We start from the raw sequence: 26,230 nt of genomic DNA, 5'->3' as shown, positions 1-26,230 counted from the left end.
CACAAAGCGTAAATAAAAGCCTTGCTAATAATTCACCTGTATTTGTAACCGGATCAATTGACCTTTTTGTCTATTAATAGGAGCTAATGCATCTTCATACCTCCTATCTGCAATCGTATAATTGGCCGTAAGTTCAAATGCTTTATTGATTTGCCACTCAACACCAATTTCTAACTCTTTTATATCATATCGCCTGGCATCCAATTCAAACTTTTTCCCACCTTTATACTGCATATACCTTGTAAAAGGAGTTATGATCTGCTCTCCTTTTCTAATCATATACATGAATTGAGCATACCCGCCTTGAAGTTTTTCTATACCAATTGAATGTGGTGCCAGCACATTGTTAACATCATAGGCATATTCAGGCCCTTCTCCCATATTATATTCCATTTGAAACCCAAAAGGCTGCGGGTAGTATACAAAATGTGCTGCTACTCGTTGATCTCTATATTGCAACCCTTTTGCATCTATATCTGTAGTTATCCCATCACTATTCCTATGCTTAACACCTTCGCTAACCTCTGTAGTAACATATTCACCAGTATAAGCACTTACACCTCCTTCTATGATCTGGCCGGAATTTAACTTTAATGGATACGTAAAACGTAAAGCTATATGCTTTAATTTACTAACATCAGGCACCAGAGTATTTGCTTTTTGTCCATTATAAAGCATCAAATACGTCATGCCATAATCTCCACTCCCTTTTAAACCTTTTTCAATCAATTCTCTAAATAATGCTCTTTTATCTAAAGTAGCCCAATGCAATCCAATACCTAAATCACGTTCATCTTTAACGGCGCTATTTAGCGGATCGTTTCTATCCAACCCTATTCTGTTTTGAGAAGACTGTAGGTTTTCAAATCCTAAAGGAATTTTACTTTGCCCTCCCCTTAATTTAAATGTCCCTAACTCATCCAGATTATAATCAAAATAGGCATCTCTTAACTGCCCTAAGTTCTTTCCATCTGAAGCAAAATCTGCCTGTAAATAAAAAAAGACCCTTGGGTGAATTTGGCCTGTAATTTTCAACCGCATTCTTCGCAAAGAAAAACCATGATAACCACCATAAGTTCTATCTCCCTGAGGGCTTTCCATATCCGGGTTGGTTTTATAAAGGTCATTATATCTAGCTTGCATATACCCTCCTAACGATACCATATCATACCACTTAGCTTTACTTGAAGAGGGTTGTTTTTCAACGTTTTGGGCAAATACTATGGTATTAAAAAGTAGAAGCAAACAAAGATTTAATTTCTTTTTAATCATGACAATTTATATTGAATTTGTTAAAAGTAGCTTTAAATTGTTAATTTTAAAATTAACAGAACAAAATCTAAAAGTAAAACACCTTTAATAATAAAAATAATTTTATACTTTAAACTTACTATTTTTGAAATTAAACTGTTAATTGTTATCACATAAACTCAAGAGATGCGATCAAAACTACTGTTAGTTATACTATTATATGCTAGTTATCTTCATGCACAAGGAGAAAAAAAGCTGGATTCTACTCAAGTGACAGATTCACAAAAGTACCAGCAACAACCAGGTTTGGCATTAGCGGCATCTAAAATATTCTTTTCAGACAAAAGATATTCTATAAGTGGCTTTGGTGAGTTCAACTTTGTACCCTCTCAGGGAGAAGTTGACACAAGCATTGGTGATTTAGAGTTATATTATTCCGGCCTCTACAGGTATGCCACTTTTTTTGGATATCGGCTTACCGATAAGTTAATTTGGAACTCTGAGATTCAATTTGAATATATCCATTACAAAAATGAAGAATCTCATTTAGAGTTTGTTTTTGAAGCTTTCATTGATTATCTCTATAAAGATTATTTAAAAGCACGTATTGGGTTCTATCCATTAACCATAGGTTATGTAAATAATAATGATGAACCCATAATGTTTTATTCTGTTAACAGGTCTGACGTTGAACGCTTAATTGTTCCATCAACATGGATAGAATTTGGTATTATGCTATATGGTAATTTATCTCCTGACTGGAGTTATGCTTTAGGGTTTTCTCAAGGTTTGAACAGTCAACATTTTCTGGGTTCAACGTGGATACGACAAGGAAGAGAAATACGATTTGATACCCCAAAATCAATTTCAATCAATCCCCAGATAAACTATTCAGGCATTAATAATCTTGTACTATCTGCATCCGGGTATTTTGGAGCATCAGGACAAGGTGCCACGATAAACTCTAATAATCAACAAGAAGATATAAAGGGGAATATTAAACTGGGAACAGCCTTTGCTAAATACGATTGGCGCAATTTTAGATTTGTTAGTGTGGGAACTTATGGTCAGCTAAGTGATACAGATAAAATTTATACGCAAACCGTTGATGATACCGGTTACGGACAAGTACTTGGCAAAGATGTTTATGGCTACCTATTTGAATTAGGCTGTGATATTTTACCTTATCTGCGAAAAAATAAAACAGTCAGGCCCGGCTCATCATTTTTCCATAATAATCAGGAAATGAAACTTAGCCTGTTTTCCAGATATGAAAGATTAAACACGCATTACAAAATATCACCCAACCTGGAACAGTTTCCCAGGGCTGAAAACAATTTAAGTATTTGGACATTTGGTATCAATTTCAACACCACAGAACATATTGTCTTAAAAGCAAATTACCAGCATAGAACAAATTTTAACTTAACAGGCCCTAACCATATCAATCATACTTTTGAAGCTGGATTGGGTTTTATTTTTTAAAGCCTGTAAAAAATCTTGATCAATAAGGCTATATGATTTAATTAACAAACTTATCTACAAACAAACTAGTAGTTTTAAAACAAAAAAGTCTGCAAATGCAGACTTTTTAAATTGAAGTGGGGAGAGCAGGATTCGAACCTGCGAAGACATAGTCAGCAGATTTACAGTCTGCCCTCGTTGGCCGCTTGAGTATCTCCCCAAAACCGATGGCAAATATATTATTGTTTATTAATTCTGCAAAATAAAATGTGCTACATTTTTATAACTCATAACGAATTCTAAACGTTAAATAGCGTGGTTGAATGTAATATTCTGTGACACTTACAGATATGTTATTGGAGCTACTTGTATTTTGCGTTTTAGTATTAAGTAAATTAGTGCCTTTAACCTCATATTCCCATTTACTATCCTTATTTTTTCTATAAGATAAGGAAGCATCCCAGAATTCAAACGTATTTAAAGTCTTGTCCTCATCACTAAAATTATTATAAGAGTAGTTTGTTTTAAAAGTAAACGAATTAAATATCAAAGCATCAAACTCAATAGAAGGTGCTTTTGTAAAAAATTTGGTTCTGCTGGCTCCCTGGTCATTATCCTGAATAGAATAACGGTAGCCTAATTCAAAATTAGGCGCTTCCCTAAAATTAGTTCTTACCCGAGCTCTATAGTTTTGTGCATAATTCTCATTGATTGAAGACTCGCCATTAACAAATTGATTAAACTTATTATAACTTACATTTCCGCTTAATGTTCCCCTAAACTTCCCAATGGTCTTATCTACACTAGCATTGGCACTGGCGCTTTCATCGGCCAGATCAGAATTAAAAGGCGTACTAACCCGCACCACTCCGCCTGGTACAAATTGTGAGCGTGTTCTGATTCTATCAATAGTTTTAGTATAACTCAATCTTGCTCTAACATTGGTATAATTAAACATGTTAAAACTAAAATAAGATAAGTTTAAATTATGGGACAGGGCACTTTCTAATTCAGGATTACCGGAAAAGAAGGAACGATAATTATTCATCACCAGCCCCCTGGCTAATTGATTGACATCAGTGAACCGGGTTTGCATCCTATAGTTAAAAATAATTTGTTCACTATTTTTTAGCTGCATGCGCATGTTAAAATCCGGCAATAGCCTGAAAAAATTATCTGTATATTTTTCATTAAACTGTGTGTTCTTGGCACTGTATGCATGTCCGGAAACACCTGGTGTAAATGTGAAAATTCCTGACCTTAATCTGTAGTGCAACCCTAAGTAGACATCACTAAAGGTATAACCTATGTCATTAGTAGCTAATCCATCATTAAAATCAGGTGTAGGTTCAAATACCGTATCATCATCCAAATATTGAAAAATGTTGGAATCAAAGTCCTGTCTGCTGTAGATGGTTCCCAAAGTATAATTAAGATCGCTCTTTTTACTTAAAATATTCCAGTAGTCAAGCTTAGCATCCACTTGATTAGATTTTACACGTTTTTCCTGAGCAATATCATAAGCCAATTGCATCTCATCAAAACCAACCTCCGAAGCCACATCATCATAATTGGCCTTATCTTCCAGAAATGCATTATAAAACGGATCTTCATCCTGTAATAAATGTTGAACTTCAAGCGCAAAAATATTGGTATTATCTAAGGTATAATAATAATTCAGGTTTTGATTAATACTGTAAGGTTTGGCGTTTTCAAACTCGTTAATATTACCGTTGACTGAAGAGAGAAATAATTGATCTTGAGATTCTTTTGAAGTTCTTGCCAATACATCATAATCTAACTGATTATTGGTATTTGGCTTGTATTTGGTACTAAACTTAAACATGGCCAGATCACTGCGTTGCAATGTGTTGCTTTCTGTTAACTCATCCGGTATACCTAAATCCGGATTGGTATACCTAACTGCTCTGTTTTCCTGTAACTGGGTCCTGCTACTAGAAAAAATAGCAAAACCACTTAAATCCAAGGTTTTTTTAGGAGAGTAACTAAAATTGGCTGCTCCAAATTTGGTATTTATATCTTTAGCCCTGTTATTCTGAAGGGTCAAAAAGCCTAAATTATTACTTCCCAGATCAATATTGGTACCACTGCTCCTACTTGGACTTCTGAATCCACCGGTAAAATTAAAATAATCTCTGCGGCTAAAAGCAATCTCCCCTATATTGTTTAAATCTCCAATCAGATTTATACTATACTCCGGGCTATAATAAAACAATTTAGGCTGTGCCAAATAAAGGGTGTTATCCTCAGAAGAACCTGCGCCTCCTGTAATATTACCAAACCAAAAATTCTTTTTTCCTTCTTTAAGCTTAATGTTTATGGCAATATTGTCCTGGTTATTGGTCACACCACTTAATTGTCCTACTTCTGAAAAATTCTTTAAAACCTCTACTTTATCAACAGCATTTGCCGGAATATTTTTGGTAGCCAATTTGGAATCTCCATCAAAAAAATCTTTACCTTCAACCATAACTTTACCAACCGTTTTGCCTTCAACTTCAATTTCGCCATCATCATTAACCTCTACGCCAGGTAATTTGTTTAGGACATCTCCCAACTTACGTTCTGTACCCGAAGTAAACGAATCTGCATTATAAACTATGGTATCACCTTTTACACTTACCGGCATTTCATAGACTAACTCAATTTCATCCAAAGCATTGTCATAATACAATGTAAAATCCTTAATAATATCTACATCCGTAGTTTTTAATTCAACCTGTGCTGTTTTGGTACCAATGTAGCTTACCTGAATTTTATAATCTGTATTTTTTTCAACAGACAGCTTATATCGTCCATCAGAATTGGTTATACCATAAGCATCCAATTTTTGAGTGTCTTTATTTATTGCAATAACATTGGCCAACTCTAAAGGGGCACCAATGCTGTCCTTTACAACACCTTCAAGTTTTACTTGAGCATAAGTGGAGTAAGCCACCAACAGTAGCATACAAAAGGTAAGTTTTTTCATTAAATATAATTTTGATTGAAAGATTTATTTTATCGCCTTCCTCCGCCTCCACGTCCACCTCTTCTTCTGAACATTTCACGCATCTCCTCCATTTTTACTTTTACCAGGTCGTCATATTCCTTTTGTGTAACCTCTTTTCCCTTTGAGGGGGCCTTTATTTTATCTTTATCATTAGGGTTGAGTACTATTTTTGAACAAAGCATTGTAGTTCTGTCTGCACTAATTTCCAATATTAATCCCGGAAGTCCCCAATATACATCCGGGCCTTGATTTACAGGGATTTGAGGTGTATACCAGGCTGTAACTATAATGTCCGGAACTGGAGGGGTTGGTGTCTTTTCGCTACTCTCATCTACCTTTGTTTGAGCTGAATCCTTTGGCTTTTGATTGTTATTTCTTCTACCAAAACTACTAAAATCAAAACCTGTTTTTTTCTTTAAAGCTACAGCTTTGAAGCAGGTATATTTTCCAATATTTTTAGTTTCTCCTGTAAGCTTCCAATCCAGTTGTTGCAAACTGTCCTTAATTAAAAATTGTTTACCAAACAATTCTTGTTGTTGTAATACCTGCTGTGTTTTCACATTTTTATACTGATCACCTCCTGTTGTATTCATCATACCAACTCGCACACCGCCTCCCTGTCTTGGTGTATCTAACTGCTCTTCTTCTTTGTACATGGACTCAGATTGATTAAATGTTAGGATATAATTCTTCTCCAAAGCACTTTTCATACGGGCCGCAATTTGTTTTTTGCGTTCTTCACTCATTTGTCCGCCTCCAAAATTGCTCATATCAACAGTCGTTTTAGTTTGATAATAAGCCTTACCCTGAAAATCCGATTGGGCAAATAAAGAAAACGAAATTATGCAAAGAAAAAAGGAAACTGAGATTTTAAGATCTTTGATATTCATCAGTAATATGGTTTGATTAAAAAATAAAGCTATAGCTTTATTTTAGACCATTAAAATTTTCTTACGTTTAATAGCCAAAAGTTAAATTCGTCTTAAAATTAACCGCCTATTCTAAACTGCAAATGATTGCCATTCTGATTTCTATTATTCTGAAATCTATTTCGTTGTTCTTCCATTTTCTTTTCAACTATAGTTTCAAAATCCTCCTGGTTAATTTCTTTGCCTTTGTGCGGTTCTTTAATAGCGACCTTTTTATCCGGGTTTAACACTATTTTACTACATACAATGGTTTCTTCTCCATCATTGACTTCCAGAATTAATCCTGGCAGCCCATAGTACCTGGCAGGGCCACTACTCACAGGGATTTGCGGTGTATACCAGGCCATAACTTCAACTTCCTTCATTTGAGGTTCTTCATCTGTATCATCATACATATCTCTATCTCCATTAATACGCATTCTGTTTTCTACAATGGCAACCATACGTTTTGTAGTTGCTTTATAACACGTATAGTCACCTATATTTTTAACTTCAGATGTTAATGTCCAATCTAACTTTTTAAGCTCGTCCTTTATTAAAAAGATCTTCCCTATAACCTCATTTTGAGATGTATACCTGTGTTCTTTAATATTTTTATATAAAATATCTGAGCCTTGAGACGATATAACCATCATACGTATACCTCCCGTTTGTGGTGCTTCTAACACTTCGTCTTCTTTATAAATGGAAGCTTCCCTGTTAAATGATAAAATGTATGTTTTTTCAAATCGTTTTTTTAACATGGCTATCATACGCTGATGCATTTCAGAATTCATTTGTGTGCTATCAAGCTTAACATCTAATCTGCGTTTTGTTTTATAAGTAGCTATACCTTGAAAATCCTGTGCTAGTGCCCCGCTAAAAATATTTAAGGCAAAAACCATAATTAATAACTGTTTCATTTTTGATTGATTTACTGTTTGACATTACAAAAATGACACATGTTTTATAATAAAACAGTTAACGAGTGTTAACGAGTGTTAAGCGGTTTGGTTTTATATGGTATTAACCTTTACTTTTGATTTATGAACAATCAAAAATACAGGTGGATCTTATACTTTATTGTATTTGTTGTTTTTAGTACCGTTATCATTCAGGTGTATTGGAACTACAAAAACTATATTAGTAATAAAAAACAATTAGTGAATGATGTTCAACTTAGCCTGGACAATGCCGTTGAAACTTATTTTGCTAATTTGATTGAAGCAAAAACACTGGCACTTACTTTTGATGCTCCTAATGAGAGTCATATCATAACTAACCGGCATAAATTGGATAGTATTGTTCACAGTTTAAAACTGTTTTCAAATGCCCCTACCGGTATAGACTCTTTAAAACTCATAACAAATGGAGACCTCTCCAGCTTAGAACAATCAAAAACAGATACCATCAATGAAAAGGGCCTAACAAAGAATTTTCTAAACCATTGGAAAAAAAACAAGATCATCTTTAAAAAATTAACAGACTCTGTATCTGAACCTTTAGACATAAAACACTTTAGAAGACTCACTTCCAAAGTAATCATTTCTATGGTAAGTGATTCTTTAAAATTGGATAAGATAGACAGTATTTTACAACTGGATTTTAGCAGAAAGCAATTAAACATAGACTATGGACTATCTTTTAAAAATATTTCTAATAAAGTTCTGAAAATAAACCAAACATACATAGATGAGTCTTCTTTAGTGGTTACATCTAAATCTCCTTTTCTTCCAAGACAAAGTGAACTAAAAATTCATTTTACCAATGACACTCAAATCATCTTAAAACGCATACTATTAAGCATTTTAATTTCCATATTACTCGTTTTAGCTGTGATAAGCTGTCTGTTTTATCTTTTAAAGATTATCAAACACCAGAAGCAATTAGCCGAAGTAAAAAACGACTTGATCAGTAATATTACACATGAATTTAAAACACCTATTGCTACCATAGGTGTTGCTATTGAAAGTATTAAAAACTTTAATGTGATTGATAACAAAGAAAAAACGGAGCGTTATTTAGATATGTCAAATGACCAATTATCTAAATTAAACACTATGGTAGAAAAATTATTAGAAACGGCTACCTTAGATAGTGACAATATAAAACTCAACAAAGAAGAAGCTAATATCATTGAATTAATTAAAGTTTTGGTAGAAAAATATACGTTACAAATCAAAACGAAAAGTATTAATCTAAGCTTACCTTCAAACCCTGTTAATGCCTGTATTGATGTTTTTCATTTTGAGAATGCGGTGAATAATCTTTTAGATAATGCAATGAAATATGGAGGAAATACCGTTGATGTTGGTTTAACTCAAAATAGTACTTCATTTACTATTAGTATCAATGATAATGGAAATACGCTTAACAAATCTCATAAAGAACAAATTTTTGAAAAGTTTTATCGAGTCCCTACCGGGAATAAACATGACATTAAGGGGTTTGGAATTGGGTTATACTATACCAAAAAAATAATCGAAAAACATGGTGGTTTTATACAGTTAGATTTAAAAAAAGATAAAACCACATTTATAATTACAGTACCAAATGGATAACCCTACCACAATACTTTTGGCCGAAGATGAACCTGCGTTAGGGCTCATTATAAAAGAAAGCTTAGAGACCAGAAACTTTAAAGTTTTATTGTGTGAAAATGGCGAAAAAGCACTTGAAGTTTATAAAGAAACTTCTCCGAAACTTTTGATCCTAGATGTTATGATGCCCATCAAAGACGGATTTACACTGGCCAAAGACATCAGAGGTATTGATGAAACTGTCCCTATTATTTTTTTAACAGCAAAATCACAAACCAGAGATGTTGTTGAGGGTTTTACAATTGGCGGTAATGATTATTTGAAAAAACCATTTAGTATGGAAGAACTAATTGTTAGAATCAACAACTTATTAAACCGTACTAAACTGCAAAAAACCTCTGATACTTTCCAAATTGGAAAGTATCTTTTTAATTTTCCAAAACAGACCTTGCAATACATTGAAGGTGAAACCACCCAACTTACACATCGTGAGGCTCATTTGCTGTTTCATTTATTTAAAAATAAAAATCAAGTTTTAGACCGTTCTCTTATTTTAAACAAATTATGGGGCTGTGATGATTTTTTTAATGCACGGAGCATGGATGTGTTTATTAGCAAGCTCAGAAAAAAACTGGCTCAGGATGATACGATACAAATTATTAATGTACGAGGTTTTGGTTACAAGTTAATTTGTTAAAAATGGTTTGATTTTTGTATTTTTCAAATTCCAATGAAAAATCAATTATACATTTTACTAGTGTTTTCGATGTCAATCTTTGCCCAAGAATCTGCAGAGGTCACTTTTATAAATAAAACAACCTTAAAAGCCGAAACTTTAATTGCGGTTGATAATTTTGGAACGGCTTATTATATAAAAAATGATGTGTTTTACAAGAAAAATGTTTCTAAAACCATAACTTACAATAATCTGCAACTTGGTGAGCTACATTCGGTAAATGCATTCAATCCGCTAAAGATCAACCTGTTTTATAAAGACTTCAATACGGTTATAATTCTTGATAATAGATTAGCTGAAATATTTAAAATAGACTTTAACCTAATCGCTCCTTATAGAAACATTACAACTATTTCAACCGGTCATGATAATACCATTTGGATTTTTAATCAGGATTCTCAGCAATTAGAATTGTTTGATTACAAAACAAGAACATCAAGAACCCAAACCGTTCCTATTCAAAGCTCCGTTTTGGATGTAAAAAGCAATTACAACTATTGTTGGCTACTTACAGAAAAGTATTTATATATGTACAATTATTTTGGACGTTTGATAAAAAAAGTTGAAAATAATGGCTACACAGCTTTAGCAGAAAGCAATGAAAACATTTTTTTTAAAAAGGAAAACTCTTTATTCTATTTAAAGAAAAACAGTGATACTATCCTGCCTATAAAAACACCAAATTTATTGATAAATGCGTTTTTTGTAACCAATGAAACCTTGTATATTTACAACGATGAAACCTTACAACAATACCAATTAAAAATAAATTAAGCTATGCATATTGCTGTTGCAGGAAATATTGGGGCTGGTAAAACTACGCTGACCAAATTATTGGCAAAACATTATAAATGGGAAGCTCAACTAGAAGATGTGGTTGACAACCCCTATTTAGATGATTTTTATAACCAAATGGAACGTTGGAGTTTTAATTTGCAAGTATACTTTTTAAACAGCAGATTTCGTCAGGTTTTACAAATTCGTCAAAGTGGAAAAGATATCATCCAAGATAGAACCATTTATGAAGATGCTCACATTTTTGCGCCTAACTTACATGCTATGGGGCTTATGACAAATCGTGATTTTGAAAATTACAAAGCTCTTTTTGAACTCATGGAATCTTTGGTTCAAGGTCCTGACCTTTTAATCTATTTAAGAAGCTCTATTCCTAACCTGGTATCCCAAATTCACAAACGTGGACGCGAATATGAAAATTCAATCAGTATTGATTATTTAAGTCGATTGAACGAACGCTACGAAGCCTGGATACATGGTTACAACAAAGGGAAACTTTTAATTATTGATGTAGATAATCTAAACTTTGTTGATAAACCGGAAGACCTGGGATATGTTATAAATACTATAGATGCCGAAATTAACGGTTTATTTTAATCCTAAATTATAATATAACCATTACACACTCCAGAGCATCACTTTTTTAATTAAAAAATACAGGAGAATTGTAATAGTAAATATTAAAAGCATAAAAAAACCACACTTAAAAGTGTGGTTTTTTTATATCAACAAATCTTTCTAATTGTTTTTAACAATCATCTTTTTGTTTATGAATTGAAGTTGTAAAGCTTTTAGTCACTTCATTTGAAGCTTCAATTTGTGCTTTAACTTCTGCTTCTGATCCACTAAATGTTTCGTAAGTAGTTGAAACTTCTCCGTTTTCTGTAGTTACAGTAGTTTTTACTGCTTTTACTGTACCATCGTCATTTGTATTCATCTCAACTTTTACCTCTTTAGAGACAGCAACCTGCTCAGTATCTTCTCCACCATTAACATAAGCTGATACTGCATCAGTATCTACTAAACTAGGCGCAATAACCAAAGCTACAACTGACATTAACTTTAATAAGATATTCAATGATGGTCCGGAAGTATCTTTAAACGGATCTCCAACGGTATCACCAACAACTGCTGCCTTGTGAGCGTCAGTTCCTTTTCTTCCTTGTTCTTCAATGGTTTTCTTAGCATTATCCCAAGCTCCACCGGCGTTTGACTGGAAAATTGCCATAAGAACCCCACAAGTGGTAACCCCTGCCAATAAACCTCCTAACATTTCAGCACCTCCGATAAATCCTACAGCTACAGGAACAGCTATGGCCAATAAACCTGGCAATACCATTTCTTTAATAGAAGCCTGTGTAGAAATAGCAACACATTTATCATATTCTGCCACACCATCAGCAGCATCAAATATTTTTCTATCTGCTTCAGAAGCTTTTGACATATCAGAATCATATTTACGCATAACGTCAAGAGCTGCTTTTAATGCCGGGATATCTCTAAACTGTCTTCTTACCTCTTCAATCATAGCCATAGCCGCTCGTCCCACTGCATTCATAGATAAAGCCGAAAATACAAATGGTAGCATACCTCCTACTAATAATCCAGCCATAATATCCGGCTTAGATACATCAATGGCCTTTACACCTGCTGTTTCCATAAAAGCTGCAAATAGTGCTAATGCGGTTAACGCTGCAGAAGCAATTGCAAATCCTTTACCAATAGCAGCGGTAGTATTTCCAACAGCATCTAACTTATCAGTTCTTTCACGAACTTCACTTGGTAACTCTGCCATTTCAGCAATACCTCCGGCGTTATCAGAAATCGGTCCGTAAGCATCAACAGCTAACTGAATTCCTGTATTTGCAAGCATACCTACAGCTGCAATTGCTATACCATATAATCCAGCAAAATGGTGCGATACTAAAATAGCTGCTGCTATTAATATAATAGGAATCATTGTTGACATCATTCCAATACCTAAACCTGCAATAATATTGGTTGCGGCTCCGGTTTCTGATTGTCTTACAATTGAATTAACCGGTTTTGTTCCGGTTCCTGTATAATATTCTGTTACTTTTCCAACAAGCAAACCTGCTACTAATCCTGCAATAGTTGCCCAAAACACTCCCATTGAAGTATAATCAATCCCTTTAAAGGTATAGGTTTCAGGAATAAAAGCCTGTATAATAAAATAGGATGCTACAACCATCAAACCTGCTGATCCAAATTCTCCCAGGTTTAAGGCTTTATGCGGAGACCCGCCATCCTTTACTCTGACAAAGAACGTACCAATTATGGACATAATGATACCCACAGCTGCTAACACCAAAGGCAGGTAAACTGCTCCCAGTCCGTTAAAATCCTGAGTACTTATTAAAGCTCCTAATACCATAGTACCAATTATAGACCCCACATAAGATTCAAATAAATCTGCTCCCATACCGGCAACATCACCTACATTATCACCTACATTATCTGCAATTGTTGCAGGGTTTAAAGGGTGATCTTCTGGTATACCGGCTTCAACTTTACCTACTAAATCAGCTCCAACATCGGCCGCTTTTGTATAAATACCTCCACCAACACGAGCAAATAAAGCTATTGAAGAGGCTCCAAGAGAAAACCCGGAAAGCACATTAAGTACTTCATTGATTCCCCAACCTTGTCCACTGTAAATCATAAATAGTCCGCTAAGTCCTAAAACACCAAGACCAACTACCCCTAGCCCCATTACTGCGCCACCGGCAAAGGCAACTTCTAAGGCTTTTCCTAAAGATGTTCTAGCTGCACTTGTGGTTCTAACATTTGCTTTAGTAGCTACTTTCATTCCTATAAAACCTGCTAATGCAGAACAGATAGCTCCTACAATAAACGAAACAGCAACCATACCGTTTGAACCTGCTTCTGAACTTCCTTTAAAATATAATAAAACGGCAACCGCTATTACAAATACAGAAAGGATTTTGTATTCTGCTTTTAGAAAAGACATCGCGCCATCTGCAATGTTTTTTGCAATTCTTTTCATTTTTTCATCACCTTGATCTTGTTTGGTGACCCAGGCACTTTTAATAAATACAAACGCCAAGGCTAAAACACCAAAAAGCGGTAAAAACTTTACTATTAATTCCATATTCAAGTCAGTTAATTATTAATTCATTTATTTTTAACGGGGCTAAAAATAGGAAAATATAAGTGATAAAAAAAACCTCAATTAATTAAAGATTGTGCATTTAAACCACTCTTAAATTATAATATTTTTAATACTATGATATATGTTAGTTTTTTCTTGTGTTTTCAAATGAAAATATATAGTACAGTACTTATGCCTTTTATTGATTAATATTATCATGCAGAAAACAAAAAACCATCCTAAATTTTTAGGATGGTTTTTTGTTTTCTGCTTTATTTTAATACTAATTTAGATAGTGAAAGTGCGCTTTTTTTTATGTTCGCTCTCCTCATAACGCTTAACACATTCATGGTAAATCTTTCTTGCTTCCTCAGCATTTCCCCATCCTCCTACATCTACTTTTTTCTCTTCCAGATCTTTATAAACCTGAAAGAAGTGTTCTATTTCCTTTAATCTATGTGGGTTTAAATCAGAGATGTCATTTCTATGTCTCCAAACAGGATCTGAAACCGGAACACAAATTATTTTTTCATCTGGTCCTTTTTCATCTGTCATGTGAAAAACCCCAATAGGTCTAACTTCCATAACTACCATAGGATATGATGGTTCAGTAGATAATACTAATACATCTAACGGATCCTGATCTAAGGCTAATGTTTCTGGTACAAATCCGTAATCTCCAGGATACATCATTGATGAAAACAACGTTCTGTCAAATCGAATTTTGTTTAACGTAAAATCATATTCGTATTTATTTCTACTTCCTTTTGGTATTTCTATTAACACATCAAATGTTAAAGTATTCTCTTTTGCCATAATATTTATATTTGGGTTGCAAATGTACTGAACCCATTGGCTTTTAACAACAATAAAACTTATCAATCACACCTTTTTACATAAGTTTAATTATTAGGTAATCTAATTGCATATTTTACAACAAATACAGCTTAATATTTGCTATATTGTGCCTGACTAATTCAAATAACTAAAAATATGCAACGGATCCTTTTTTTCGCTGTAATGCTGCTTTCATTTACAATGGTGAATGCTCAAAACCAGCCTTGGCAAGGTAAATTTGAACCTATTGATAATTTAATAGCTCCTCCAAGCCCTTACCGCAATGCCAGTGGAGCTCCCGGCAGTGCTTATTGGCAACAGCGTGCAGATTATAAAATAAAAGCAACACTTCAAGAAGCAGATAATACATTAACTGGTGAAGAAACCATAACCTATTATAATAATTCTCCGGATGACTTAAGTTATGTTTGGATTCAACTTGAGCAAAATGTAAATAAAAAAGGAAATGAAGATTTTGGTTCTATAAATAACAGAGTCAAAGATTCCATGACTACCAGACAAATGCAGTTTCTTACCAGGGCTATGAATTTCCCTGCCGGTTATTCCATTAAATATGTCAAAGATGGTCAAAACAAAGATCTTAGAACTATGGTTAATAATACCATGATGAAGGTTAAGCTAAATAATATGCTAAAATCCGGTGAAAGCATAACACTACAAATTGCCTGGTCCTACCCTATTACCGACAGGAGTTTGTTTTTACTATCCAGAGAAGGTTATGAATATTTCCCTGAAGATGATAATACAGTTTACCTTATTGCGCATTGGTTTCCCAGAATGGCCGTCTATAATGATACCGAAGGCTGGCAAAATCAACAATTTCAAAAACTTGGAGAATTTGCTCTGGAATTTGGTGATTATAATGTTGAAATTACGGTTCCCGAAGATCATATAGTTGCGTCTACTGGGGTACTTCAAAATACAGAATCTGTTTTAACCAAAACCCAAATCAAAAGATTAAACAAAGCAAAGAAATCTTTTGATAAGCCCGTTATGATTATAAATCAGGAAGAAGCCGAAGACAATGAAAAGCAAAAATCAAAAAAACAAAAAACCTGGAAGTTCAGTGCAAAAAATGTAAGAGATTTTGCATTTGCTTCTTCAAGAAAGTTCATGTGGGACGCACAAGCTGTTAAATTACCTTCTAATACAGTAATGGCCATGTCATTTTATCCCAAAGAAGGTTTACCAGTTTGGCAGGAAGAATCTACCAAAGCCATTATGCATGCTTTAGAAGTATACTCAGAAGCCACTTTTGATTACCCTTACCCCGTATGTATTTCAGTAAACACCTCTAACATAGGCATGGAATTTCCTATGATTAGTTTTAATGGTGGGCGCCCAAAAAACGGAAAAATCAGTAATGCTGCTAAACAAGGCATGATTGGCACTATTATACATGAAGTCGGCCATAATTGGTTTCCTATGATTGTAAGTTCAGACGAACGCAAATGGATGTGGATGGATGAAGGGTTGAATACATTTTTACACCAAAGGACCGTAGCTGAACGCTATCCGGATTTTAACAGCGTTACGCCCAAAAGTATTGTGCCCTTTATGAGCGGTGATAAAAACATATTAAGGCCTATAATGACCACATCTGATAATGAATTATTTAACCAGTTTGGCGCTAACTTTTATCTAAAACCCACAGTAGGCTTACAAATGCTAAGAAACTCTATTATTGGAAAAGAACTTTTTGATGAAGCATTTAAAGAATATGCAAACCGCTGGAAATATAAGCATCCAAATCCTGCTGATTTATTTAGAACCCTGGAAGACGCTACGGCTACTGATCTGAACTGGTTTTATAGAGGTTGGTTTTTTACTACAGATCATGTGGATATGGAACTAACTCATGTGAAATGGTTTAAGGTTCATGAAAAGAACAGTAATATAGAAGAGCAAAAACGGTCTTCAAAAGTAAAGATAGAAGCCAGCGAAAAAAGTGCTACAGCCCGGGAAAACGATTTTTCAAGCGGTCCCGAGTTTATTAGCATGACCTCTACTCCCGATAAGGCTTATGGTGGATTTCTATCACGATTAAATGAGCCTGAAATACGTAAGCAACTCTCAGGTAAAAACATCTATGAAGTCACCATAAAAAATATTGGAGGGCTTGTTATGCCTGTTAGCGTTGAATGGGTATTTGCTGATGGCACTTCTGAAATTGATACTTTACCAGCTCAGGTTTGGAGAAGAAACGAATATGAAATACAAGAAACCTTTATTAAAGAAAAAGAAGTTGTTAAGGTTAATTTAGATCCAAACTTTGAGTTTGCAGATACTGATATGGATAATAACCATTTTCCAAAGACTGAAGCTATTTCAGATTTTGATACTTTTAAAAACAAGGCTTCAGGAAATTAATTATGAAGAGAGTAATTTTAATTGCACTTTTTACCTTGTTTTGTTTTTCGGAAAGCTGTAAAAACACTAATGAAAACAACCCTAAAACTGTAGCAATAACTAAAAGTATTACAGCTTTACCTCAGACCGTTAAAACACCCTTTGATAACAAGCCCTCCAGTGGAAAAATTAACCTGGGGCGCTTACTTTTTTTTGACCCTATCCTATCTGGAAATAAAGATGTAGCCTGTGCCACATGCCATCATCCTAAAAATGGTTACTCTGAATTTAGAGATATTTCAATAGGTGTAAACGGTAAAGGATTTGCTAGCAAACGTACTTTTAAATTACCAAATACTATCCCTTTTGTTAAGCGAAACGCACATACTATATTAAACACTGCCTTTAATGGTATAGATACGCTTAACAATTACACTCCTAAAAAGGCGCCTATGTTTTGGGATTCCAGAGTAGTTAGTTTAGAAAATCAGGCTATTGAACCTATAAAAGCACTTGAAGAAATGCGTGGTTTAAATTATTCTGAAGCTGAAATTTTAGATGAAGTTATATCCAGGCTGCAGGCTATTCCTGAATATGACCATTTATTTAAACAGGTTTTTAAAGAAACCCCACATATAAGTATTGAGAATATAGGAAAGGCTATTGCTGCTTTTGAAAGAACATTAGTCTCAAAAAATGCGCGCTTTGACCAGTATATAAGAGGAAACAAAAATGCTATATCGCTTTCTGAAAAAGAGGGGTTTGAATTGTTTCAAAACGTAGGATGCATAAACTGTCATAATGGGCCTATGTTTTCTGACTATAGCATGCATGTACTCAGCGTTCCGGAAAATGACAAACTGGATAATGTTGACGACGGGCTTAATCAACAATTTGAATTTAGGACACCAACATTACGAAATTTACGATTTACTGCACCATATATGCATAATGGCACCCTACCTACTTTAGAAAAAGTATTGGAGTTTTATGAAGATCTCTCCTTTAACAGAACAAGAAACCCAAATGTTCCTGTAAATAAGATAGATTCATTAGCAAAGAAACTAACGGTTAAAGTAAAAGACATGGCTTTAATTATATCATTTCTTAATACCCTGAATGACGACAGTTTTGATAAAACCATACCGGAAAACGTACCAAGTGGTTTAATGGTAGGGGGAGATATTCATTAATTTAAACTTTCTTTTTTTAAAACCTAAAAACAAATTTATCTATATTAAAAACTTCAGTATATTTGCGCCTGAAAAAGGCACACGTGGCGGAATTGGTAGACGCGCTGGCTTGAGGGGCCAGTATCCGTTTAGGATGTGGAAGTTCGAATCTTCTCGTGTGCACTCTTAAAAAATCAGCTTGAATATTTAACGGAATAGCATTTTTGATATGTTTGTCATTTTTGTTTTTTGATGAAATCATGATAAAAATGAAGTTGGACACTATAAAGAAATATCTGGGTATGATTTAGGCCATCATTTATGGACAATGAGTTCCTTAATTATGTTTTTAGGCCCCCTCATGGTATATAAAAAATAAAACCAAAAATTAAAATATCGTTTACAACATTGTAAAAAATAATGCTAAATTAGGTGCTTAATCAAAGACTAGTGCTTTTTTGTCAGATCTAATTTCCCTACGGATAAACTATCTCACAAAACTACGCTATTCTTACATGATATAGTTGTATTTAATGGCTAACTCAACTAACCTAATAAAATTTTATTAATCTAAAAAAGACAATGTTTAATAATAAAATTTTTCAAAAAATATTATATAAAATAAGTTTTTGGTTTCCTATTCTATTATCTATCATTATTCATAGCAATGATTTTTATTTTTATAGGTTTTATGGTAATTTTATTTTGGCCATAATAATTATATTGTTTTCTAATCTATTCAATTACAAAAAGTTAAATATTTTTTTAGAAATCATAGGAGCATGTCTGTTCAATTTTATAATATTTATTCAAATAAGCCACTTTTATTTATTTAACGATCATTTAAAATCATCTACTTTCTTTATAATTTTTGATTCTAACTCTAATGAAATATCTGAGTTTTTATCAATGTACATTGACTTTAACATAATACTTATTTTTGTCTTGTTGCTATTGGCTTTATTAACAAGTACTTTTTTTTTACTTTACAATACGAAGCATCATATGAAATATAAGTCTAAACTTATTTGTTCATTAATCGTTTTTATATCGTTATCATTTTATAAAATTAGGTCAGAAACATTTCCTCATATTTTTTATAGAGCTGTAGTTGAATATAAAAAAGATAAAAGAAAACTTAATGAGGTTACATTAAATAAATTAGGAGGAGATTTTTCTGAGGTAAAACATTCCTCTAAATCCAAAAAAGAAATATATGTTTTAATTATTGGAGAATCAACAACTAGGTCTCATATGCAATTATATGATTATTATAGAGACACTAATCCCAAGTTGAATAAAATTAAAGATGAATTAATTATATTTAAAGATGTTATTTCTCCTCATACGCATACAATAACTTCTTTAGAAAAGGTTTTAACTTTAGCAACACATAATTCACCAAGTAGAAAATATGATGGAACTTTAATTCAATTATTTAATAAAGCTGGTTTCAAAACATACTGGTTATCAAATCAGAAACCAATGGGAATTGATGAAACAACGGCTACGATTATATCAAATAATTGTGATGAACAAATTTTCGTAAACATAAGTAATAAGTCTAGTGATGAAAATATCCTAAAGCCTTTCCAAAGTATATTAAAACAATCAAATGATAAAAAATTCATAATTATTCATCTAATGGGAACTCATGGGCCATATTCAGATAGGTACCCAGTTTCTTTTCAGAAATTTAAATCAAAACCAGTTACAAATTTCAATCATGAGAAAGCTTATAAAACAATAAATGAATATGATAACGCTAATTTATATAATGACTTTATTATAAGACATATAATTAATCAACTTAAGAAGACCAATTCAAAATCTTATGCCTTATTTTTTTCAGACCATGGGGAAGATGTATATGAAACTATAGACATTGCTTGTCATACAGAGACTAAAGGAACAAAACCAATGTATGATATTCCATTTATTCTTTGGCAATCAGAAAAATTTAAAATTGAAGAAAATAAATTTATATATGATACATCTCGTAAATATTCATCAGAAGATTTATTACATACTTTAAGTGACCTTTCAAACATTAGCTTTAATGAATTTGAACCTTCTAAAAGTATTTTAAACAAAAAGTTTGTTCCAAAAAAAAGAATTATTTTAAATAATATAGATTATGATATTCTCTTCAAAGAAGAAAAATAAATTAACAATAATCTCATTAATATTATTGTTAACAATACTCTATTTAGTACTAGACTTTCAGATGAGTGTTTTTAGATATTTGTTTCCGTCAAAGGTATGGGCTCATCGAGTAAATAGTATTGAAAAATATCAGGAAGCTCAAAATGTCTTCTCAGGAGTTGAACTTGACCTTGTATTTAGTTCTTCAAGCAATAATTTTGATGTTAATCACCCTCCTGCTAAATCTATTGATTTGACTTTATTTGATTTTTTTAAATCTAAAAAAAATTATAATGATTTTGGTGTATGGCTTGATTTTAAAAACCTAAATGAATCTAATTTTCGACAATCTGCTAAAAAACTAGACTCAATAGTAAGCGTATTAAATATTAATTTTGAAAATATCGTTGTTGAATCGACGAATCCTCTTTTTTTAGATGAATTCTCTAAAAAAGGATTCAAAACATCTTATTATTTACCTTCTAACATCTCAAGGTTTAAAAACGATGACTTGATCATTCAGTATAAAATAATAAATTCAACAAGTATAAATTTTATATCATCCAATGTTGAAAATTACGCTTTTATGAAAGAGAACTTTCCAAATACTAAAATTCTAACTTGGATTATAAATAATCCTCCTAAAATAAAAAGCTTTTACACTTTAAAATATTCTATCTCAAATTTTAAAAGGAATTTTATTGTACTAAATGATGAAGATATTGAAATTGTTCTTTTCAAATTTAATGCAAAGTCAGGGAATCGGTAAGTACATGTCATTTGATTTGAAATCATTTCAATATCATCGATTTTCTTATTTAAGCGTTAAGTATCAAACTTAATAAAAACAAAAACGCGACCTATGAAGTACAATCTTCTAGTCGGCTTAATCTTATTGAGTTTTTCAGGTTATTCTCAAAACGCTATCACCATGATATACCATAACAATCCATTGAGAAATACTAAATGAAGATTGAATTCTGGAAATCCATCTCTCTAAAAGTTATGAAGAATTAGATAAGATATATCCCGTTCTCTATTTGCCTGATAGTTATTATATTTTTTCACAAAATAGTACGAGCTCTTAAGCCGCATTTAATTTATCAACTATAGTGATATCTTTCTAATTCCCCCGGTTCTACTTGATATATATAAAACCTTAGCATCATATGAAATGCCTATACCATTAGGGTTTGAAAAAGTAGCTATTGATCCAGAACCGTCTATTTCTCCCTTACCCCCCATACCTATTGTTTTTGTGATGTCACCAGTTAAAGAAATTTCATAAATTAAATGTTCACTATTAGAGGTTACATATATTTTATTGTTTCCAAAAGCCATTCTTCCTATCTCGCCGCTTATATCTATGATTTCAGAAACACTTCTATCCTTCTTAACTAAAAGAATTTTACCATCATTCCAATTACCAACGTATATTTCATCTCTACTTTTATTATATGTAATTCCTGTTGGCCCGTTAAATAATTTACTGGTAACAAAATTTTCAACAGTTCCATTTGGAGAAATCTTCTTCATTATTTGAGTATCAAAATCAACGGTATACAAATCGCCTATTTTATCAGAAATAATACCCCCGCCAACTCGTTCATTCACTAATATACTCGATTTTCCATTTGAAGTAATCTTAACTAATTTTTCTTTATCCGTTATATATAAATTCCCTTTTTCATCTTCTGTAATTGAAAGTGCAGTATTCATTTCTTGAGAAACCTCAACCACCACATTTTCATCTTCAATTTTAAATAATGATTTAGGAGATCTCCAGCCTCCACAAACATAAATATTTCCATTTCTATCCACAATGATATCTTCATTAGCCTCAATAATCGGTTCAGTTTTCAAAGTTGAAATCATAACCTCCTTATTTGTTTTTTCTGATACAGGTATTCTAAAACCTACAAAAGATACAGTTGTTATCAGGAATATAATTGCCGGTAAGACTATAAACTTATTTTTAAAATTTATATTCATTGTTAGTATGTTTTTAATTAAAATAATTTGAATTGCTAGTTGTTGTTTCTAAATATGTAAGTCTTAAATAAGGTAGTTGAACCTATCTCAATTCTGTTATTAAAACCAATAGACTTAATCATTTCCAGTTCCTCATCTGAAGTCATTAGTTTATATTTTTGTTGTATTGAATCTTTCATACTATTAATCACGCTTACATCAACACCATTTTGTCTGGGAAATTGAAAATATAGCCTTTTTAAATAATTCAATTCCTGACTCGTTTCAGGTTTTACCGCCACGGTCCACACAAACACTCCTTTTGGTTTTAAAAGCTTTTTAACTGCTTTAAAAATATTTTGCCGTCCATTCCTGTCTAAATAATGAAGCACCGCAATACATGTTATGGCATTAAAAGAAGCCTTTCTTAAATGAAAATCTTCCAGATAGCCTTTGAGTAATTTCGTTCTATCACCAATTTGTTCTTTTTCTACCCAATAGCCTGCCAATTGAATCATTTTTTCTGACGGATCTACTACCGTAAATTGCCACTCTTTTGAATATTTGGAAAGTGTGCTTAGCTCTTTCCCCCCTCCACCTCCTATGATCAATATTTCAGATTGTTTCTGTAATTCCATGTTCAGAGCAATTCCAATAGTATCGTGAATTAAATGCATACCAAGTACAAGTTTACTTCCTAAATTCCGAAAGTCTTGAGCTGATTTTGCGTCCTCTTTTTTTTCTGAATTTGACATACGTATCGTCTTCACTTTTCAATGAGTACCACTACTGAAAGTGGTTGCACTTCAATTAAACCATTATACTTTTTCTCTCTTTGATTTTCTGGGTCTACATAAAATAGTTCACCATTCAGGTTACTTACTTGAACGTGAAACTTCTTAACGTTGAAATAATCAGGGTTTATAATCACTACAGCCTTTTTTCCATTAATACTGTTTTCAAACACTGAATAGTTGGCATATCGATTGTTATTTTCTGTTACTATAGCACCCAAGGTATCCATGTAAATACCATCCCATAGATACGCTTTATAGGTTCTTCTAAGCGCATCTATTTGTTTTCCATATTCTAGAGTCAAAGGGTATTCTCTTAGTTTACCTTTAAAATTTCTAGGTTCGTAACTGATGATATAATTATTCATCAAGGCTCTATTTAATATGTTTCTGTCATTATACCCAGTAACTGCAATCATCATTTTTTGCTCTGGTGCCACATATCTGTGTAAGCCCGTATAATGATTTCCAATTCTAAAATAGGACATATGGTAGCTTTGAAATTGTAAGTCTCGATTACTCTCTCCTACCATTAAATAATCTGGATTTCTTTTTTGTATGACCTCCCAAAAACGATCTTCAATTAATTTATCGCCCGGTAAAATATTTGCAGGAACCTGATGTCCATGATTTTTATCAAAACAATAAAATGCACCGCCATGATGTTGGTTTTCATCCCAAAGCATACCATCTGCTCCTAAATCTAAACTTTTGATAAATTCATCAACTGCAATTTCTATCCAATCTTCAGATAATGGGCACATAGGTATCAATCGTCTAGTGTTTATATCAGCTAGCTGCATAGGTGTTTGGTACTGATATCCATCATATACTCTATAATTGCCAAAAGGGTCTTTAACTGCATAATTTATAAGCTCTGATTTAAACCAATCCTGACTCTCATCAGCCCAGGTATATTTATTAAAAAGAACAACCTTTACTCCCAAATCTTTACATTGCTTTATTGAGTTTTTAAGTTCTGTATAAGTTCCTAATAACGGATCTATATCATGTGATGGATTTGAACGGTCCTGACCTCCAAGGGTCCAGCCTGTAAGCTGAATTGCTGACACTTTATTTTCTGCACACTCTTTACAATAATCTATCAAGTCCTTGTATTGAAAAACAGGCCTGTCTTCTGCCGAATTTATATGTATTTGTTGCCACGAGTGTACTTTTGATGCCCATTTAGGTAAGGACAAGTTATTAGTCCATTCTGCCCTCCAGCTTTTATAAAAATCTGCGCCTTTATGCCAACTTCCCTTATAGGGGTAAAAGGCAATTGGTTTAAGCTTACCCTTTTCCTTTGGGTTAATATATGGGAAATGCGTACAATAAAATTCAAAATTTACCGGTTGGTTTCCAATGGTATCTAATGAAGAAACTTTTCCAAAATCTGTCCAGGCGCCTTCGTTATATTCATACCCTGGTTTTAATTCAAAAGTGTAGTCAACTAGATGCTCATCTAATGTATCATGATACCCTAAATAGATGCCTTGATTTAAGGATTGAATTAAACCAAAGTGGCTATATTGTGTATTACTGGTTTTAATAGGATTATCTACTCCATAATAACCATGATTTGCTGAAAAATATGGAAATATTGGACTTTTATCCAGATTTCCTCCATATCCAAAACTAATCCAATCTGTACTTATGGACGACTTTGGTAAAGTAAAATCTCCGAAATAAGGCCAAGAAATAGCTTCAATGGTTAAATCTGAATTATTAGTACAAGAAGCTGAAAAAACCAAGCCTTCGTCAGTCAACTCAACTACCCCTGTAAATGATATATCTAAATCATTTTTATCAGTACTATTAAGTTTTTTCCATTTAAATATAACCTTATGCTCTAAAACCTCATAGTCTAAAAGCATGTTGTTTTTTCCAATCACCGCATTATCCCGCCTATCCTGAGTAGGCACATATAATTTAAAAGATTGTGCGAGTTCTTTTCTTTTTCCAATACGCCAACCTATTTCTTTTAATTCTAAATAAGTTAAACTGCCATAGGTCTCATCAAAAACAATTTTAACCAGTTCATTCTCCAAATATATCTTTGAGTCAAAATTTTGTTGTTGACTCCAACCGTTAAACCCTAGTGTTATAAAAACAAGTAGACTTATAATTTCTTTTTTGTAAAGCATAATTTGACCATTTGGTTTTAAAAATGATTCTTATTTATTGAACAACCACTTTACTGCACTTTCAAATTCACTTTTCCAAAACGCCTCACTATGAGTTGCGCCTTGTACCACTTTCTCAAATAAGTTGCTTTTCCTAAATTTATTTGCTTTCATTAAGTCAATCATTTTTATCATATCGCCTTCCATATTTCCTCCTTCTTTAGTGCCTACCAAATAATACATTTTTACATGCTTTAACTTTGCATGCTTTTCGGTGAAATTAAAACTCTCATCTGAATACCAAAAAGAGGGTGAAAACACACCTACTTTGCCAAAAACCTTAGGATATTTCAATCCAGCATAATGAGAAATAAGTCCTCCCATAGAACTCCCCATGATACCGGTGTTTTTAGCAGAAACCTTTGTTCTATAAGTTTTATCTATTTCTGGTTTTAAAGTCTTAACAATAAATTCTAAATAAGAATCTCCCTCAGCTTTACCATACTGACTATTTTCCCAAGGCGAATACTCACTCATTCTTGTATCACCACCATTATCAATCCCTACAACTATAAGATTTAAACCTACACTTTTACTCAACTTGTTTAACGTTTCATCAATTGCCCATTCACCATCATAAGCTGTTACATCATCAAAAATATTTTGCCCATCATGCAAGTATAATACAGGGTACTTTTTTGAAGACAACTCATAATTTGGTGGTAGATATACCCAAATTCGACGTTTTCTATTTAATTGCGGTATTTTAAAACTTTCATTAAAAACACTGACATTTTTAGAAGCTGTTGAATGTATTATTTTAGTTTCCACTTGTCCATGAGCACAAAGGCCTAAAACAATTGATATGTAAAAAATAATTCGAACTTTCATTTATATAATTTTAGTTTAGTTAACAGAAGCTAGTATTCTATTAGGTTTAATAATAGGGCATTAATACTTTCTAAAACGGCTTGA

General features: G+C 32.8%; 19 protein-coding genes and 2 tRNA genes. 10 read left to right on the top strand and 11 right to left on the bottom strand.

Annotation, left to right across the window (positions count from 1 at the left end):
- Positions 1 to 24: 24 nt before the first annotated feature.
- Positions 25 to 1,272 (bottom strand): porin, encoded by a 1,248-nt coding sequence (locus tag VOI54_RS11540; protein WP_326282943.1) that lies wholly within the window; start codon positions 1,270 to 1,272, stop codon positions 25 to 27.
- A gap of 165 nt (positions 1,273 to 1,437) precedes the next feature.
- On the opposite strand from VOI54_RS11540, the gene VOI54_RS11535 reads away from it, so the two are divergent.
- The gene (locus VOI54_RS11535) at positions 1,438 to 2,736 is read left to right on the top strand and encodes a porin (RefSeq protein WP_326282942.1); all 1,299 of its coding nucleotides are present in this window, start codon (positions 1,438 to 1,440) and stop codon (positions 2,734 to 2,736) included.
- A gap of 117 nt (positions 2,737 to 2,853) precedes the next feature.
- On the opposite strand, the gene VOI54_RS11530 is transcribed toward VOI54_RS11535, so the two are convergent.
- The 4 genes from VOI54_RS11530 to VOI54_RS11515 form a co-directional block, all read right to left on the bottom strand.
- A tRNA-Tyr gene (locus VOI54_RS11530) sits at positions 2,854 to 2,935 on the bottom strand.
- Between the two features lie 60 nt (positions 2,936 to 2,995).
- Positions 2,996 to 5,707, bottom strand: a complete 2,712-nt coding sequence (locus tag VOI54_RS11525; RefSeq protein WP_326282941.1) for a carboxypeptidase regulatory-like domain-containing protein — start codon at positions 5,705 to 5,707, stop codon at positions 2,996 to 2,998.
- Positions 5,708 to 5,736: 29 nt separating this feature from the next.
- The gene (locus VOI54_RS11520; RefSeq protein ID WP_326282940.1) at positions 5,737 to 6,618 is read right to left on the bottom strand and encodes a GLPGLI family protein; all 882 of its coding nucleotides are present in this window, start codon (positions 6,616 to 6,618) and stop codon (positions 5,737 to 5,739) included.
- Positions 6,619 to 6,716: 98 nt separating this feature from the next.
- Positions 6,717 to 7,559, bottom strand: a complete 843-nt coding sequence (locus VOI54_RS11515; RefSeq protein ID WP_326282939.1) for a GLPGLI family protein — start codon at positions 7,557 to 7,559, stop codon at positions 6,717 to 6,719.
- Positions 7,560 to 7,682: 123 nt separating this feature from the next.
- On the opposite strand from VOI54_RS11515, the gene VOI54_RS11510 reads away from it, so the two are divergent.
- Genes VOI54_RS11510 through VOI54_RS11495 form a run of 4 tightly spaced genes read left to right on the top strand, consistent with a single transcriptional unit; the run spans position 7,683 to position 11,304 of the window.
- On the top strand, positions 7,683 to 9,197 hold the full coding sequence (locus tag VOI54_RS11510) for a sensor histidine kinase (RefSeq protein ID WP_326282938.1): 1,515 nt from the start codon (positions 7,683 to 7,685) through the stop codon (positions 9,195 to 9,197).
- Positions 9,190 to 9,873, top strand: a complete 684-nt coding sequence (locus tag VOI54_RS11505; protein WP_326282937.1) for a response regulator transcription factor — start codon at positions 9,190 to 9,192, stop codon at positions 9,871 to 9,873. The genes VOI54_RS11510 and VOI54_RS11505 overlap by 8 nt, the downstream gene beginning before the upstream one ends.
- Before the next feature lie 33 nt (positions 9,874 to 9,906).
- The gene (locus VOI54_RS11500; RefSeq protein WP_326282936.1) at positions 9,907 to 10,686 is read left to right on the top strand and encodes a hypothetical protein; all 780 of its coding nucleotides are present in this window, start codon (positions 9,907 to 9,909) and stop codon (positions 10,684 to 10,686) included.
- A 3-nt stretch (positions 10,687 to 10,689) separates the two neighbouring features.
- Entirely contained in the window at positions 10,690 to 11,304 is a 615-nt protein-coding gene (locus tag VOI54_RS11495) for a deoxynucleoside kinase (protein ID WP_326282935.1), read from the top strand.
- Between the two features lie 151 nt (positions 11,305 to 11,455).
- On the opposite strand, the gene VOI54_RS11490 is transcribed toward VOI54_RS11495, so the two are convergent.
- On the bottom strand, positions 11,456 to 13,840 hold the full coding sequence (locus VOI54_RS11490; RefSeq protein ID WP_326282934.1) for a sodium-translocating pyrophosphatase: 2,385 nt from the start codon (positions 13,838 to 13,840) through the stop codon (positions 11,456 to 11,458).
- A gap of 288 nt (positions 13,841 to 14,128) precedes the next feature.
- Positions 14,129 to 14,656: an inorganic diphosphatase gene (locus VOI54_RS11485; RefSeq protein WP_326282933.1), complete on the bottom strand. Its 528-nt coding sequence runs from the start codon at positions 14,654 to 14,656 to the stop codon at positions 14,129 to 14,131.
- A 177-nt stretch (positions 14,657 to 14,833) separates the two neighbouring features.
- Between VOI54_RS11485 and VOI54_RS11480 the strand changes: the two genes are divergently transcribed.
- From VOI54_RS11480 to VOI54_RS11460, 5 genes are all read left to right on the top strand, one after another.
- Complete coding sequence (locus VOI54_RS11480; RefSeq protein WP_326282932.1) at positions 14,834 to 17,068, top strand: M1 family metallopeptidase; 2,235 nt, start codon at positions 14,834 to 14,836, stop codon at positions 17,066 to 17,068.
- A gap of 2 nt (positions 17,069 to 17,070) precedes the next feature.
- On the top strand, positions 17,071 to 18,240 hold the full coding sequence (locus VOI54_RS11475; protein WP_326282931.1) for a cytochrome-c peroxidase: 1,170 nt from the start codon (positions 17,071 to 17,073) through the stop codon (positions 18,238 to 18,240).
- A gap of 77 nt (positions 18,241 to 18,317) precedes the next feature.
- Positions 18,318 to 18,402, top strand: a tRNA-Leu gene (locus VOI54_RS11470).
- Between the two features lie 822 nt (positions 18,403 to 19,224).
- Positions 19,225 to 20,385 carry a sulfatase-like hydrolase/transferase gene (locus VOI54_RS11465; RefSeq protein ID WP_326282930.1) on the top strand — a complete coding sequence of 387 codons (1,161 nt, stop codon included), beginning with the start codon at positions 19,225 to 19,227 and terminating at the stop codon, positions 20,383 to 20,385.
- Positions 20,357 to 21,133 carry an FAM151A/B family protein gene (locus VOI54_RS11460; protein WP_326283161.1) on the top strand — a complete coding sequence of 259 codons (777 nt, stop codon included), beginning with the start codon at positions 20,357 to 20,359 and terminating at the stop codon, positions 21,131 to 21,133. Before VOI54_RS11465 ends, VOI54_RS11460 begins: the two co-directional genes overlap by 29 nt.
- Positions 21,134 to 21,471: 338 nt before the next feature.
- Here VOI54_RS11460 and VOI54_RS11455 read toward each other — a convergent pair whose 3' ends face one another.
- From VOI54_RS11455 to VOI54_RS11440, 4 genes are read right to left on the bottom strand one after another with little or no spacing between them, the layout of a single operon-like run.
- Entirely contained in the window at positions 21,472 to 22,356 is an 885-nt protein-coding gene (locus tag VOI54_RS11455) for an NHL repeat-containing protein (RefSeq protein WP_326282929.1), read from the bottom strand.
- 35 nt (positions 22,357 to 22,391) lie between these two features.
- Positions 22,392 to 23,090 (bottom strand): class I SAM-dependent methyltransferase, encoded by a 699-nt coding sequence (locus VOI54_RS11450; protein ID WP_326282928.1) that lies wholly within the window; start codon positions 23,088 to 23,090, stop codon positions 22,392 to 22,394.
- 11 nt (positions 23,091 to 23,101) lie between these two features.
- Positions 23,102 to 25,276: a DUF6259 domain-containing protein gene (locus tag VOI54_RS11445; protein WP_326282927.1), complete on the bottom strand. Its 2,175-nt coding sequence runs from the start codon at positions 25,274 to 25,276 to the stop codon at positions 23,102 to 23,104.
- A 30-nt stretch (positions 25,277 to 25,306) separates the two neighbouring features.
- Complete coding sequence (locus VOI54_RS11440) at positions 25,307 to 26,146, bottom strand: alpha/beta hydrolase (RefSeq protein ID WP_326282926.1); 840 nt, start codon at positions 26,144 to 26,146, stop codon at positions 25,307 to 25,309.
- Positions 26,147 to 26,230 lie beyond the last annotated feature (84 nt).

Origin of the sequence: Alterotamlana spongicola (assembly GCF_035818475.1) — a bacterium.
GTDB lineage: Bacteria > Bacteroidota > Bacteroidia > Flavobacteriales > Flavobacteriaceae > Cognatitamlana.
Note: the sequence above shows the minus strand (reverse complement) of the source record. Positions and strands in the feature narration are given on the sequence as shown.

Bases quoted from the DNA above. Each gene is read 5' to 3' on its own strand.
- VOI54_RS11540 (WP_326282943.1), bottom strand. From the start codon at position 1,272: ATGATTAAAAAGAAATTAAATCTTTGTTTGCTTCTACTTTTTAATACC.
- VOI54_RS11535 (WP_326282942.1), top strand. From the start codon at position 1,438: ATGCGATCAAAACTACTGTTAGTTATACTATTATATGCTAGTTATCTT.
- VOI54_RS11525 (WP_326282941.1), bottom strand. From the start codon at position 5,707: ATGAAAAAACTTACCTTTTGTATGCTACTGTTGGTGGCTTACTCCACT.
- VOI54_RS11520 (WP_326282940.1), bottom strand. From the start codon at position 6,618: ATGAATATCAAAGATCTTAAAATCTCAGTTTCCTTTTTTCTTTGCATA.
- VOI54_RS11515 (WP_326282939.1), bottom strand. From the start codon at position 7,559: ATGAAACAGTTATTAATTATGGTTTTTGCCTTAAATATTTTTAGCGGG.
- VOI54_RS11510 (WP_326282938.1), top strand. From the start codon at position 7,683: ATGAACAATCAAAAATACAGGTGGATCTTATACTTTATTGTATTTGTT.
- VOI54_RS11505 (WP_326282937.1), top strand. From the start codon at position 9,190: ATGGATAACCCTACCACAATACTTTTGGCCGAAGATGAACCTGCGTTA.
- VOI54_RS11500 (WP_326282936.1), top strand. From the start codon at position 9,907: ATGAAAAATCAATTATACATTTTACTAGTGTTTTCGATGTCAATCTTT.
- VOI54_RS11495 (WP_326282935.1), top strand. From the start codon at position 10,690: ATGCATATTGCTGTTGCAGGAAATATTGGGGCTGGTAAAACTACGCTG.
- VOI54_RS11490 (WP_326282934.1), bottom strand. From the start codon at position 13,840: ATGGAATTAATAGTAAAGTTTTTACCGCTTTTTGGTGTTTTAGCCTTG.
- VOI54_RS11485 (WP_326282933.1), bottom strand. From the start codon at position 14,656: ATGGCAAAAGAGAATACTTTAACATTTGATGTGTTAATAGAAATACCA.
- VOI54_RS11480 (WP_326282932.1), top strand. From the start codon at position 14,834: ATGCAACGGATCCTTTTTTTCGCTGTAATGCTGCTTTCATTTACAATG.
- VOI54_RS11475 (WP_326282931.1), top strand. From the start codon at position 17,071: ATGAAGAGAGTAATTTTAATTGCACTTTTTACCTTGTTTTGTTTTTCG.
- VOI54_RS11465 (WP_326282930.1), top strand. From the start codon at position 19,225: ATGAAATATAAGTCTAAACTTATTTGTTCATTAATCGTTTTTATATCG.
- VOI54_RS11460 (WP_326283161.1), top strand. From the start codon at position 20,357: ATGATATTCTCTTCAAAGAAGAAAAATAAATTAACAATAATCTCATTA.
- VOI54_RS11455 (WP_326282929.1), bottom strand. From the start codon at position 22,356: ATGAATATAAATTTTAAAAATAAGTTTATAGTCTTACCGGCAATTATA.
- VOI54_RS11450 (WP_326282928.1), bottom strand. From the start codon at position 23,090: ATGTCAAATTCAGAAAAAAAAGAGGACGCAAAATCAGCTCAAGACTTT.
- VOI54_RS11445 (WP_326282927.1), bottom strand. From the start codon at position 25,276: ATGCTTTACAAAAAAGAAATTATAAGTCTACTTGTTTTTATAACACTA.
- VOI54_RS11440 (WP_326282926.1), bottom strand. From the start codon at position 26,146: ATGAAAGTTCGAATTATTTTTTACATATCAATTGTTTTAGGCCTTTGT.